Consider the following 14,175-nt stretch of genomic DNA (forward strand, 5'->3'; position numbering starts at 1 on the left):
CAACCGTTTCCGTTATTTGAAATAATTCTAAACTTCCTGTTTTTCGTTCCACTTTTATTGATTTTAAATCAAATAGTGGTATTATTGCCATCGATTATTAGGAATAACTCGTGTTTTATTACAATCTTTAAGTAAACGAATGGATTTTCTTGCAATTTATTTTTACGTTGTTGCTTATCAAGTTAATTACCTTGAAATATTCGGGGGGCTATAATCCACGTCCTATCTTCGATCTTCGTGATCTATTCTAGAATCTTCTTTTCTAGACCTATTCTATCTATTTATTGAATAATTGTAATTGATGTATCTATACATCAATAATTGAATAATAAGGCATTTTATCATTTTGGTAAACTGTCGTACCTTATAGATTAAACAAAATCGTTAAATAAAATATCATGCAAAAGTCACTATTGTTAGGTGTTGAAGCCATTGCTCAAGGGGCAATCGATGCTGGAATGTCAGGTGTTTATGCTTATCCAGGAACACCTTCTACAGAAATTGCTGAATATATTCAGCATTCTAAATTAGCTAATGAACGTAAAATTCACAGCGAGTGGTCTGCTAATGAGAAAACAGCTATGGAAACAGCTCTTGGTATGTCATATGCTGGGAAAAGAACTATGGTTTGTATGAAGCACGTTGGTTTGAACGTTGCAGCAGACTGTTTTATGAACGCAGCTATTACAGGATCGAATGGTGGAATGATCGTTACTATTGCTGATGATCCATCTATGCACTCTTCTCAGAATGAGCAGGATTCTCGTGTTTATGCTAAGTTTGCAATGATTCCAATTTTGGAGCCTTCGAATCAGCAAGAAGCTTATGATATGACTCGCTTTGGTTTCGAATTATCAGAAGCTTTTGGTACACCAGTTATGATGCGTATCACAACACGTTTGGCTCACTCTCGTGCCGGTGTTACACCAGTTACTGATATTGTTGCTGAAAACGAAATGTCTTTACCTAAAGATAAGCAGCAGTTTATTCTTTTGCCAGGTATTGCACGTCAGCGTTACAAACTATTGTTGAGCAATCAAGAGAAATTTGAAGCTGCTTCAGCTGAATCTCCATATAATCAATACACCGAAGGTTCTGATAAATCATTAGGTGTTATTGCTTGTGGATTAGGTTACAATTACTTGATGGAAAACTATCCTAATGGTGATTGTCCATTCCCAGTATTAAAAGTTAGCCAATACCCGCTTCCTCGTAAGATGATTCAAAAAATCACTAGCGAATGTGATAAAGTTTTGGTTCTTGAGGAAGGTTACCCTGTTGTTGAAGAGATGTTGAAGGGTTACCTTGAAAACGAAGCTGTCATTGGTCGTTTGGATGGGACTTTATCTCGCGATGGTGAGTTAACTCCGGATATGGTTGCTGTGGCTCTTGGATTTGAGGTTGAAGAAGGAATGGCTATTCCTGATTTGGTTTCAGCTCGTCCTCCAGCACTTTGTGTAGGATGTAGTCATCACGATGTTTATAAAGCATTGAATGAGGTAATTGCTGAGTATGGCGAAGGTCGTGTTTTCTCTGATATCGGATGTTATACCTTAGGTGCTTTGCCTCCTTACCGTGCTATTAATGCCTGTGTTGATATGGGTGCTTCTATTACAATGGCTAAAGGTGCTGCTGATGCAGGTCTGATTCCATCTGTAGCCATGATTGGTGATTCAACTTTCACTCACTCTGGAATGACAGGTTTATTAGATGCAGTTAACGAAAATTCTCCAATTACAGTTATTATTTCTGATAACGAATCAATCTCAATGACAGGTGGCCAGAAGTCTTCGGCTAAAGGGAAATTAGAAGATATTTGTGCTGGTTTAGGGGTTCATCCTGATCATATTCATGTCTTTACTTCTTTACCTAAGAAACATGAGGAAGTGAAGGATATTATTCGTAAAGAATGTGACTATCAGGGAGTATCAGTCATTATCCCTCGTCGTATTTGCGTTCAGAAGAATGTTCGTGATCAGAAGATTAAAAAAGCATTGAAAGCTAAAGCGGCTGCAAAAGCTTAATTAGATAGTGAGAGTTGAGATTTTAGAAATGAGATCTTTTCATGGAGAAAATTTAACTCAAAAAATCAATATTATTTTACAATTAGAAAGAGACATGAGTAGGTGTTTATAACAATCTCATGACTCACATCTGATATCTAAAAGCTAGAATTATGAAAACAGATATGGTTATAGCAGGTGTAGGCGGACAAGGAATTCTTTCCATTGCTGCTGCATTAGGATCTGCTGCTTTAGACAATAATTTATACATGAAACAAGCTGAAACTCATGGTATGAGTCAGCGTGGTGGTGATGTTCAGTCGTTCATGAGAATTTCTGATAAGCCTATTTATTCAGATTTGATTCCTAAAGGGGGAGCTGATATTATCTTGTCAGTAGAGCCAATGGAAGCTTTACGTTACCTTCCTTACCTTAAAAAAGGGGGGTATGTTGTGGCGAATTCTTCTCCATTTATCAACATTACTGATTATCCAGATGAGGCTGAATTGGTTAAAACCATTGAGGCTTTACCAAATTATGTACTGATTGATGCTGATGAAATTGCAAAAGAAGTGACGGGTTCTACCAGAGCTTTTAACTTCGTTATGTTAGGGGCGGCTTCTCCATTTATTGATGTTCCTTTTGAGTATTTAGAAGAAGGTATTCGTAAGATTTTTGGTAGAAAAGGCGAAGATGTTGTAAAAATGAACATCGATGCATTGCACGCAGGTCGTAAGTTCTCTCAAGACAACAAATAAGAACGTCATGATGCCTTGGCAATAAGACTCGGATAATGATATGAATGCCTCAGTGTTGATTCACTGAGGCTTTTTTTTGGAGTATATCCCTATTGAAATACTGGCTTATAACTTATTTAAGCTAAGGTGCAGATGTCGCTTGATCGCTATCAAAACCCTTAATTAGGTATAAGGCAACGTTCTGAATGATTGGTCTTAGTCGTGCTCTTATTTCATTTTATTCTTAATTGTTAAAAATGTTGAAAAGTTTTCAACAAACGTTTGCGATATTTAAAAATGAAAAGCTATATTGCACTCGCTTTAGAAAAAAGGGGCCTCCCTTTTACAAAGCAAACTCTTATACTAACCGATAAGATCTCACTAACCGCTAATCCGCAAAGAATCCTACAGGCCACTGTAGGATTTTTTTTATTTTGACACCTCCCTTTCTATGTTTATTTCGTAATTTACTTGTTTAGAGTGTTGATTCCTGGCTCCTATATGATAGTCAAACAAGTGCTTTTGTGAATATATTAGAGAATTATATCTTTAATCTGTTTTATAACACTTTTACTTGACAAAAAAATAAGCTAAAGTCCTTTGATCTTTTTTGAAAGACTGCAACATTTGTACACTGAAAATCACTTAGGATTTTGAAACGAAATCATCTAGGTAACGATTTTTATTTAGATTGATTTACAATTTGATTCTCATTGAGTTTCTATAGGTTTATCACAAATTAATTAAGTTTCGTATACGTTTCTTTTTTAGAAAATGAATGCGAATAATAACAACTAACGATACAAAATAATGACACCTAAGTTTAAAGCTCAAGCTGGAACTTTTGAATCAAGCGACATTATGGTTCTAATTGAACCTGTTGCTGAAGGATCTGGAAGACAGGTTGATATTTCCTCTACTGTAATGTTACAGTTCGAAGAGGATCTTAAAGTATGCATCAATCAGGTTTTAGATGTAATGGAAATTGAAAATGTGCACCTTATTGCAAAAGATAAAGGCGCCTTAACACCAACCATTAAAGCAAGAGTTGAAACCGCTGTTAAACGTTCTTTAGGTATTCAGGAGGGTACATTGTAATGGCTAAGAAGAAAAGAAGATCAATGTTGTATATCCCGGGTAATAATCCGGCTATGATTCAACAAGCGGGAGTTTATGGCTGTGATGCTGTATTACTTGACTTGGAAGATGCTGTTGCATTGAACCAAAAAGATGCTGCTCGTATTTTAGTACGTAGTATGCTTGAAACTGTAAATTTTTACGATACTGAAGTTTGTGTTCGTGTAAATAACTTGCAAACGCCATTTGGATTGGCTGATTTGGAGGAGATTGTTCCTATGCAACCAGACAATATTCGTTTCCCTAAAACAGAATCGGTTCAGGATGTTAAAGATTTCATGAAAGAAGTTCGAAGAATCGAAAAGAAACATGGTATCACAGATCCTAAGATGACCATTCATGTGATGATTGAAACGGCAAAAGGTGTTGCAAATGTATATGATATTGCTGCTTGCGAGCCTCGTGTTGATGCAATTACAATTGGTGGTCAGGATTTGACTGCTGATATGGGAATTGTGAAAACACCAGATGGAGCTGGTATCGATTATGCTCGTAAACGAATTGTAATGGCGGGTAAGGCTAACAACTTAGACGTGTTAGATACGGTATTTGCTGATATAAATGATGAAGAAGGTCTTAAAGAAGAGACTGAATACATCAAGAAATTAGGTTTTGCTGGAAAAGCGTTGATTAATCCTCGTCAGGTTGATCCTGTGCATGAGGTCTTCAATCCTTCAGAAAACGAAATTCGTAAAGCTTACCGTGTGTATTCTGAATTCTATAAGAATACTAAAGCTGGAATCGGTGTTTTTGCGATTGATGGTAAAATGATTGATGCTCCTGTTGTTCAGCGTGCCATCACCATTTTGGAATATGCCAATATCGATATTAAGGATATTGAAAAGAGTTTAGACTAATCAATTTACAAGCAAGAGTTTGTATTAGCAATTAATTATAAAACAATGAAACGAGCCATATAGAATACTTTTGTATATGAGTATGACTATAATGGCGACTTCCATGTGATATAAATATGAAATCATAAACACATGAAAAACGCATTAGGAGTTGAAATTCCTGAATATATAGAAGGTATTGGCGAATTGAAGCCATATCAAGGTGTTTGGAAAAGTATCATTGAAGATGAAGTTCCATGTACCAACATTTCACGTACATTAAAAGCTAAAAAAGCGCATACATCAAAGTTCTGTTCTTCATTAGAGGAGGCCATTAAAAAGTGTAAGCCTTTCGATGGTATGACAGTAACTTGTCATCATCACCTTCGAGGCGGAGATGGTGTATTGATGCAAACTATCGAGATTTTGGATAAGATGGGAATCAAAGATATTACTTTGGCTTCTTCATCTTTAACTTCTGCTCACGATGGATTGGTACCTTACGTAGAGAGTGGCATGATAACTAAAATATTTTCATCAGGTATTAGAGGTCGTCTTGGCGAAATCATCTCGATGGGAAAATTGAAGCATCCTGCTATTATTCACTCACATGGTGGTCGTGTTCGCGATTTCTTAACGGGTAGAATTAAGCCAGATTTGTCAGTACTTGCTGCATCAGCTGCTGATGAGGAAGGTAACTCTACGGGATCTCATGGGCCATCAGCCTTTGGTTCTATGGGTTATGCTGATATTGATGCAAGATATTCTAAAAACGTCATTATCGTTACCGATAATATGGTTGAATACCCTTGTGTACCAAGCACCGTTCGTCAGCATTTTGTTGATTATGTGGTAAAGGTAGATAGTATTGGAGATGCGTCTAAGATTGCATCGGGTACAACTCGTATTACATCTTCACCAATGGACTTGCGTATTGCTCGTATTGCTGCTACAGTAATCGAACATTCAGGTTTATTTAAGAATGGGATGTCGTTTCAGGTTGGAGCAGGCGGTGCGTCTTTAGCTGTAGCCAAATTCCTTCGTGAGGATATGAAGCGTAAAAGCATTCAAGGTTCTTTCATGATTGGTGGTGTAACATCTTATGGTGTTGATATGCTTGAAGAAGGTTTGTTTAAAGCTATTTTCGATGTTCAATCGTTCGATGCTGCAGTTAGTACTTCAGTTTTGAATAACCCTAAGCATGTTGAGATTACTTGCGACCAGTATGCTAATCCTAATAACTGTGGTGCCATGACCAACAAATTGGATGTGGTTGTTTTAGGTGCACTCGAGGTTGATGTTGACTTCAATGTTAATGTAATTACAGGTTCTTCAGGTGAGATTCGTGGTGCATCAGGAGGTCATTCTGATACGGCATCAGGAGCTAATCTATCTGTGATTGTTTGTCCATCTTTCCGTGGTCGTTTACCAATTATTATGGATCGTGTTCATACCATTGTGACTCCAGGTGAAAGTGTTGATGTGGTTGTTACGGAACGTGGTGTTTGTGTAAACCCTGCTAAACCTAATTTGGCAGCAGCCTTGAAAAAAGCTGGGTTAAAAGTGCTTGATATTAAAGATCTTAAGAAAGAAGTTGATTCAATGACAGGTATTCCTGCAGAGAAGAAGCTTGGCGATAAGATTGTTGCTTTGGTAGAATACCGAGATGGAACAATTATCGACGTGATCAAAAATGTTACAAATTTAGAATAAGTCAATTCGATTTACGAGTTGAAAAAACTATATTTCCCTCTCTATGAAAATGGAGAGGGAACTGTTTCTCTTTTTTTGAAACAAATTAACTGGTTTTTATTGCAAATCAATACTAACTAATGTCATGACGGCAGGGATGGATAAGTCGATAGAAGAATTGCTTTTAGCTAAGGATAGGCGAAGAGATTTGAGGATGCAGAGACTTGAAAGAGGCTGTATTACTCTGAGCTTTAATTTGAATATCCCTGGCTTACCAAAGTCAAATGACAGCTTCCATGCTTTTTTTACGACTTGCTTAAACGAATTGCAAGATTACCTTCTTTCTCATCGGATTGTAATCAATAGGGAAACCATTCATTGTGAAACTGATGCTGCAGGCGATTTCTTTCTCTCAGAAATAATCGATCCGGATTATTCGGCCATCCAAATAAAAAAACTCTGTGAAAGCTTTGAAACCAATCATCCTGTAGGACGTTTTTTAGATGTTGATGTCGTAGATGAAAAGGGGGAACCGATTTCTTCGGGAAAAGCGAAATTGTGTTTCTTTTGTAATAATGCTCCAGCCATTTATTGCATGCGAAAGCAAGCTCATGATTATGCAGCTATGCGCATGAAAGTGGAACTGGAGATTTCTAAATATCAGGAGTCGAAGAGAAAGAATCGTGTTTGCAAGCAACTAGCCATATTGGCTACTCAATCTTTATTGCATGAAGTTGCGTTAGCTCCAAAGCCGGGTTTGGTCGATCGTTTTGACGAGGGATCGCATACGGATATGGATTTTTCTACCTTTTTAAATTCAACAGCGGCTCTTTCGGTTTCATTTAAGAAAATTGCTGAATTTGGCTATACTTTTTCAGGTGATAATCTGAAAGATGCTTTGCCAAACTTGCGTTTGATTGGTTTGGAAATTGAAGCCGATATGTTTGCTGAAACCCATGGTGTTAATACACATAAGGGGGCTATCTTCTTATTGGGTTTCTCAATTTTTGTTTCTGCCTACTTACTTGCCAAGGAATCTTTTAGCAATGAAAGGTTTGTGTCTATTATTCAGGCTATGAATGGTGATTTGGTTGCTCGGGAATTGGGTAAGAAACTCTATTTGGGGAAAGAGACACATGGCGAAGAGTGTTTCCGACGATTTGGTAAGAAGGGGCAGGGGATTAGAGGCGAAATTCAGGCAGGTATGCCTTGTGTCTTTCAAAAGGCTCTTCCGGTTCTGTACCAACATTTCGACTCTGAAAAAATATTGAATGATAAGCTGCTAAATAAGGGCTTGACACATGCTTTGCTTGCTATCATTTCCCAAAATGATGACAGTAATATCCTTTATAGAAAAGGAGAAGAGATTTTAGAAGAACTAAAAAATAGAGCCGTAGCATGTATGGATAAATATGGTACAGCTCAATTTGATGCTGATTATGAAGCTCTAGTTGAGTTTTGCAGGCATAAAAAAATATCTCCAGGAGGTTCAGCCGATCTGCTGGCGGTTTCATATTTTATGTATAATGTGAATAGGCAATTGGTTTGGAACGATGAATAAATTAGGTTTTAATAATTTGAACAAGGTCCCGAGTTTAAAGGGATAATACGATATAATAATGGGCGTAGAAAATACTGACTATAGAGAAGAATCTTTAGATTTGAGAAACCCTTTTGATGTCAAACTGCTTTCTCAGTTTTTGTGTGATTTGGGTTTTGATTACATTCCAGAAGATGTTGATTATTCAATGATTCTATATAATTTGAATGATGAAATTATTGGAACGGGATCATATAAAGGTCGTGTACTAAAATATGTAGCTGTAGCACCTAAATTTAGAGAGGGTGCGGCTTTCGCTCAGATCGTAACACATTTGATTGATATTGTCATCCAAAAGCATAACCATATTTTTGTTTATACCAAGCCTCGTAACTTGATGGTGTTTAAAGGTCTTGGATTTACAGAAATTGCCACAGCAGAACCCTTATTCTCTGTTCTTGAGTTCGGTTATAATAATATAAAAACCTATCAGGATTACCTGCGTTCAATTAAACGTGATGTAAATGTCGGTGGTATTGCAGCCGTAGTTGTAAATTGTAATCCATTTACGATGGGGCATAAATACCTGATTGAAAAGGCATGTCGTGAGAATAGAGTCGTATACCTTTTTGTTGTTGAGGAAGATCGCTCATCCTTTAACTTTACAACCCGTTGGCGTTTGATTAAGGAGGAATTAGGCCATATTGATAATTTGGTGATGGTAAAAGGAGGCAATTATGTGGTTTCAGGTACCATTTTTCCATCATACTTCTTAAAACAGGAGAAAAAATCAGATATTGCAGCCTGTCAAGCTGAGTTGGATGTGATTACATTTATGAGATATATTGTACCGATTTTCAATATTAATCGTCGATATGTGGGAACTGAAATGTACTCTCCTGTAACGAAAGCCTATAATGAGGCGATGATCAAACATTTGCCACCTAATGGGGTTGAGCTTATTGAGATTCCTCGTATCTCCAGTGGTTCTAAGGATAATTATATTTCTGCTTCGAAGGTCAGACAAGCGATTCGGGAAGATAAGTTGGATGATGTTATCGACTTCCTTCCAACCTCAACAAGACGATTCTTACTATCTGAAGATTCTGCCCATATCCGTGCAAAAATTAAATCGAAGGTTACAAGGCATTAAGCCGAACTTATAAAAAACAGCGACTAAAACGACAATAAGTTTAGTCGCTGCTCTTTTGTTTAATTTTACAGTCTAACAGTTTAATAGTAAAAGGATGAAGGAGATCCATTCTGAAAACCGACAACAGATATCCGACAATCTACTAAGCTGACTGCGTTTTTATTGATTTAGGAATGAAGCAATCTATCTATTTCATTTTTAATCGATAATCACTCATTACTAATCAACCTCTGGTTTCCACGACTTTAGTTTAATTAGATCAGGGAATGCCTGAGGCTTGTAGATTGATTTTCCTTCGAAAACTCTTAAGCATTCCTGAACACCTTCAGAAATACTCGGGTGGGGATGCACATTTTTTCGAATATCCTTAAGAGTTCCTTTTTGTGTAATTTGGTAGGCGATGGATGTGATAAGGGTTGAGGCTTGTGGGCCCGCAGCACGCATACCCAATATACGATTTTCACCATCATCACTGACTATAATCTTTATGAATCCATCGGTTGCTCGCATGGCAACAGCTCGATTAATGAGTGAATTTGAGTAAGTAGCAACCTTATACGGGATGTTTTTACTCTTGCAGGCTTTCTCGTTTAAGCCAACTGCCGCTACTTCAGGTTTAAAAAACATGAGGGTTGACATATTGGAATAATCCAGGGGATAATCTAAATTACCATAAAGTGCCTCAACGATGAATCGACCTTGTAATTCTCCAACAGAATAAAGTTGAGCATGACCGGAAACATCACCCGCAGCAAAAATATGACAAGACTTGAAATTATCGGTCGCACAGGCATCATTGATATCTAAATAGCCTCTTTCAGTTGTTTGAATATTAACATTCTCCAGTCCCATATTGTCGAGGTTTGGGATTCGGCCAACAGCCACAACGGCTACATCAACCTCAATCACTGTTGAGTGCCCATCCTGATAATCCAAAACAACCTCTAAGCAATCGCTACGTTTACGTATCGTTCTTAAGTTGGCAGTATGATGAATAATAACCCCATTGTTTTCAAGACTTTTCGAGACGAATTCACTCACATCATCGTCCTCATAAGGAATTACTTTATGCTGTCGGTCAAGTAGATGAACTTCGGTTTGATTGTAGTTGGAGAAGATCGTTGCATATTCGCAACCAATAATACCCGAGCCGATAATAATCATTCGTTCAGGGAACTCCTTGAGGTTCATAATACCTTCAGAATCGATGATGCGTTTCTGGTCAATCTCAATATCTGGCATTTCTCTGGGGCGAGAACCGGTTGCAATAATGATATTGTCACCAGAAATTTGTTGGGTTTCTCCTTTGTGTTCGATTTCTATAGTGTGAGAATCAATAAAGCGAGCCCAACCATACTTCAAACAGATGCTACCATGACTCTCTGTGACTTCGGAGAAAGTCTCAATTTGAGAAAGCATTTGCAGTTGTTTTTGCTTGGCCGCTTGAATGATGGTTTTTTGAACTTGCTTATAGTCTGCAAAAAGTCCTGAAGCTCTGTAGCCTCGATTAACCGATGAAGCAATGTTAAAATCCTTTGATAACTCCCACATTGCTTTTGAGGTGAGTGCACCATTCATAATACCTGCACCACCCAGATGGTTCGCTTCAATTATACAGACTGTTTTTTTGAAATCAATAGCTCGTGTTGCTGCCGAAAAACCTGCAGGACCACTTCCTATTACAATAAGATCGTATTTTTCTAGGGTCATATTTATTTATTCCTTTTCATATGGAAATTCAGATTCTTTATTCTCTTTTTCAATAAGTCTCAAGATAAGAATTATCAATCAAAAAGAATGTAAAGCTCAAAGAAAATTCAAGGATAAAAGGAAATAAAGGATAAAGGAAATTCAAGGTTAAAGTAAGGAAAGGATAAAGTCCAAGAGTCAAAAGGTCTTTATAAACTTCTTCCGATAGCTATCTGAACAGTGACCAGTCAGCCGTCTCCTGACAATTAATCATTAATTAGTTAGTAGTTAATTTTGCCCTCTTTTAGCTTTTGTAGACTGTGTTTGAAAAGGATTTTGTGTAATAGCTGGGCCTCTCTTAGGTTCTCTGAAGTGATTTCGTCTTCCAGTTCAATGAAATTGGCGGTATCCAAAAGAAACTCATCATCCCTTAAATTAGGATAATCTTGTTCAATGTCGTAAATGTCGGAGAACTCCATGAGAGGAAGTCGGCTTAGTGCAGCTTTTCTTTGCTGATTATAAGTTTCTCTATCAGTAGCTTTTTCATTGGCATAATAGATTTCCTGCAAACTGTCTACGAAAAAATCATCAAAACTTTTTAGGAGAATAACGCGATCTTTTCGAATGCGAAACATCTCGCATAAATCTATCTCAGGCATCTGTTCTTCTTTCTGAATACCTTTTGATAAAAAAAGATAGGCAAGTAGAACGAGACCAATACTTTTTTCTTCATCATCGACTAAATCGAGGTGGAGCATAAGAATAATGCTTTTTCCCAATTGTGAAACCTGAGAGCTGTCCCAAAGCAGAAGTGGGTCCTTTTGTAGCGATGAGTAGATCAGTCGTAATTGTTCGTTGCAGGCTTTTGTTTTACCATTTTGTCCAAATTCTAGAGCTTTTAAAACGATATCTTGAAGTTCTTCGCTAGTCATATTCATTTCTTGTTATACAGGTTAAAGACCTGCTTGTCATTTTTCTGCCGCAAAGGTATAAAAAAGGAATTACGAATTAGAAATGATGAGTTATGAATTACGAATTAGAAATTACGAATGACTGCAATTCGAGAACTGATAATATTTTGAACTGATCAATGTCTTATTAATCTCAAATTATCAATCAAAGCTCCGACGTATTCAATCCTAGCAGAGTTTAATTAAAAATAATGATTAGATACAAGAAGGGAAGTCTAAAGGTACACAGAACTAATAACAGACAACACTTCGGCAAGCTCAGTGACCATATGTTTTTACTATTGATTAGTGAAAATTAGTGATCATTAGTGGTTAACTATTTTTTTTGAAGAAAAAAGGAGCCCCATTATGGAACTCCTTCAAGTTATAATCGAATAAGCTTTGCCTACTTGATGGTTATGTTTTTGTGATCGGTAATCTTTTCACAATAGTGGCATTTTAAAGTGATTGGCGATGAGCTCATCACTTTAAATTTGGTATAGACTTCTTCAACGTTAGTGATACATTTGGGGTTCATGCATTTAACGATGCCTTCAACATTATTGGGAGCTTCAACCACACTTTTTTCAACAACCTGGTAATCTTTGATGATATTGAATTTTACATTAGGAGCAATCAACGAAATTTTATTGATTTCTTCAGCTTCGAAAAATTTCTCTGATATTTTAATGATGCCCTTTTTTCCCAATATGTCACTCTTGTAATTGTTCCCAATAGTGACAGAGGTTGAACATTTATCCAACTCAAGGATATTGATTACTTTGAAAAGGAGATCTGCAGGAATATGATCGATAACGGTTCCATTCTTGATAGCTCTAACCTGAAGTTCTTTTTTTGCTGTCATATCTTAATGTGTTTTTAATCTTAAAAATTAATTATTCAATCTAAATGAATCCCTTTGATTCAGGGAAGAAATTGAGCTGCTATAAATCCAGAGCTTTTGCAATGATAGCTTGTCGAGCGTAAACACCATTCAGGGCTTGCTCAAAATAGTAAGCTTTAGGGTTAGCATCCACATCAATGGCAATTTCATTAACTCTTGGAAGTGGATGAAGGATACGTAAGTTGTCTTTCGTATCTTTTAGCATATCGTTTTTAAGAATATAGACATTTTTAACCTTCTCATACTCCAAGGGATCGGCAAAACGTTCACGCTGAACACGAGTCATATAAAGAATATCGGCATCGTTGATGATTGAATTGAATTCGGTATGCTCATGGTAAGTGATTTTATTCTTATCCATGAAGATTTTATAGGCTCTGGGAATCTCCAGTTCCACAGGTGCGATAAAATGGAATGTTGGATTAAAATGAGAAAGAGCCATTAGTAAAGAGTGAACTGTTCTACCATACTTCAAGTCACCTACCATAAAAATATTCAGGTTCTCAAGCGTACCTTGTGTCTTTAGAATAGAATATAGATCGAGCATGGTTTGAGTTGGATGCTGGTTAGCCCCATCACCTGCATTAATCACAGGGACATCAGAGACTTCAGAAGCCCAACGCGCAGAACCTTCAATAGGGTGACGCATCACGATCAGGTCTGAATAGTTACTTACCATCTTAATGGTGTCGTTAAGTGTCTCTCCCTTAGAGGTACTTGATGAAGAGGCATCAGTGAAACCAACAATCTTGCCACCCATACGGCTAATAGCTGTTTCGAAACTCAGGCGAGTTCGGGTTGATGGTTCAAAAAACAGAGAGGAGATTACTTTTCCTTCAAGAATATTGGAGTTTGGGTTCTTTTCAAATTCTGCTGCTCGGTTAAGTACTTCCAAAATTTCTTCTTTGGTGTAATCATCAATAGACACTAAGCTTCTGTTATCCATTTCTTAATTTTTAGAATTTGTATAATATGGTTGTTTTTAATATCAAAAAAAAACCAACGATTGTCGATTGAATAGACAATGTTGGTTTTAATATAAAATATAATAAATGAGATTTGAGACCTGAATCACAGGCTTTTCGTCTCAGAGATAAGTCGAATCGTGAAAAATAATAAAAATGGAAATTGTAAAAGTGAAGGTTTTCACTTTCTAATGATAGGGGGCTAGATTGAATTAATACATGTTCCATTCTAGGCTACAAAGATAGAGATAAAGAAAGGACATATTCAAATTTCCAAGCCTTTATTTTTTTAGAGAACCAAAGATTACACAGATTTTTTAAATAATAAACCACTTATTGAACACTAAATTAGAGGTGAAAAATATTAGGAAGATGTTTTTGTCCATCTAAATATAAAACCTTCAGTATTTATATGTTTCTCCTCCTTATTTTTAAGGAGGAGTGGAGTTGCTACATTTACTTGGACAGTGAGTTAAGGTATAATTATCTTAATAATTTATATCTTAGAAAATGGAAAAAGAGAGACGAAAATTTAGTAGAGAGTTTAAATTAAATGCTGTTGAGTTAAG

At 36.7% G+C, this 14,175-nt stretch carries 11 protein-coding genes; 7 read left to right on the forward strand and 4 right to left on the reverse strand.

From position 1 onward, the window contains the following. The first annotated feature begins 398 nt into the window (after positions 1-398). The 7 genes from DWB61_RS12335 to DWB61_RS12365 all read left to right on the forward strand — a co-directional run bounded on the left by DWB61_RS12335 (position 399) and on the right by DWB61_RS12365 (position 9,098). Positions 399-2,024 carry a thiamine pyrophosphate-dependent enzyme gene (locus DWB61_RS12335; protein WP_125031208.1) on the forward strand — a complete coding sequence of 542 codons (1,626 nt, stop codon included), beginning with the start codon at positions 399-401 and terminating at the stop codon, positions 2,022-2,024. 152 nt (positions 2,025-2,176) lie between these two features. Continuing rightward, positions 2,177-2,761: an indolepyruvate oxidoreductase subunit beta gene (locus DWB61_RS12340; RefSeq protein ID WP_125031209.1), complete on the forward strand. Its 585-nt coding sequence runs from the start codon at positions 2,177-2,179 to the stop codon at positions 2,759-2,761. A gap of 789 nt (positions 2,762-3,550) precedes the next feature. Further along, positions 3,551-3,838, forward strand: a complete 288-nt coding sequence (gene citD / locus DWB61_RS12345; protein WP_125031210.1) for a citrate lyase acyl carrier protein — start codon at positions 3,551-3,553, stop codon at positions 3,836-3,838. 23 nt (positions 3,839-3,861) lie between these two features. Continuing rightward, positions 3,862-4,734, forward strand: coding sequence for an HpcH/HpaI aldolase/citrate lyase family protein (locus DWB61_RS12350; protein ID WP_197091194.1), 873 nt, complete (start codon positions 3,862-3,864; stop codon positions 4,732-4,734). A 132-nt stretch (positions 4,735-4,866) separates the two neighbouring features. Then, positions 4,867-6,426 carry a citrate lyase subunit alpha gene (gene citF, locus DWB61_RS12355; protein ID WP_125031212.1) on the forward strand — a complete coding sequence of 520 codons (1,560 nt, stop codon included), beginning with the start codon at positions 4,867-4,869 and terminating at the stop codon, positions 6,424-6,426. Positions 6,427-6,562: 136 nt separating this feature from the next. Beyond that, on the forward strand, positions 6,563-7,966 hold the full coding sequence (locus tag DWB61_RS12360; RefSeq protein ID WP_158614404.1) for a triphosphoribosyl-dephospho-CoA synthase: 1,404 nt from the start codon (positions 6,563-6,565) through the stop codon (positions 7,964-7,966). Positions 7,967-8,024: 58 nt separating this feature from the next. Next, a complete protein-coding gene (locus tag DWB61_RS12365) occupies positions 8,025-9,098 on the forward strand; it encodes a [citrate (pro-3S)-lyase] ligase (protein ID WP_125031214.1) in 1,074 nt (357 codons plus the stop codon). 219 nt (positions 9,099-9,317) lie between these two features. Here DWB61_RS12365 and DWB61_RS12370 read toward each other — a convergent pair whose 3' ends face one another. The 4 genes from DWB61_RS12370 to pyrB all read right to left on the reverse strand — a co-directional run bounded on the left by DWB61_RS12370 (position 9,318) and on the right by pyrB (position 13,587). Then, positions 9,318-10,808, reverse strand: coding sequence for a dihydrolipoyl dehydrogenase family protein (locus tag DWB61_RS12370; protein WP_125031215.1), 1,491 nt, complete (start codon positions 10,806-10,808; stop codon positions 9,318-9,320). Between the two features lie 260 nt (positions 10,809-11,068). Continuing rightward, positions 11,069-11,719, reverse strand: coding sequence for a hypothetical protein (locus DWB61_RS12375; RefSeq protein WP_125031216.1), 651 nt, complete (start codon positions 11,717-11,719; stop codon positions 11,069-11,071). A gap of 424 nt (positions 11,720-12,143) precedes the next feature. Next, positions 12,144-12,602: an aspartate carbamoyltransferase regulatory subunit gene (gene pyrI, locus DWB61_RS12380; protein WP_125031217.1), complete on the reverse strand. Its 459-nt coding sequence runs from the start codon at positions 12,600-12,602 to the stop codon at positions 12,144-12,146. Between the two features lie 79 nt (positions 12,603-12,681). Then, on the reverse strand, positions 12,682-13,587 hold the full coding sequence (pyrB, locus tag DWB61_RS12385; protein ID WP_125031218.1) for an aspartate carbamoyltransferase: 906 nt from the start codon (positions 13,585-13,587) through the stop codon (positions 12,682-12,684). Positions 13,588-14,175: the final 588 nt, after the last annotated feature.

This window comes from Ancylomarina euxina, assembly GCF_003863355.1.
Lineage (GTDB): Bacteria > Bacteroidota > Bacteroidia > Bacteroidales > Marinifilaceae > Ancylomarina > Ancylomarina euxinus.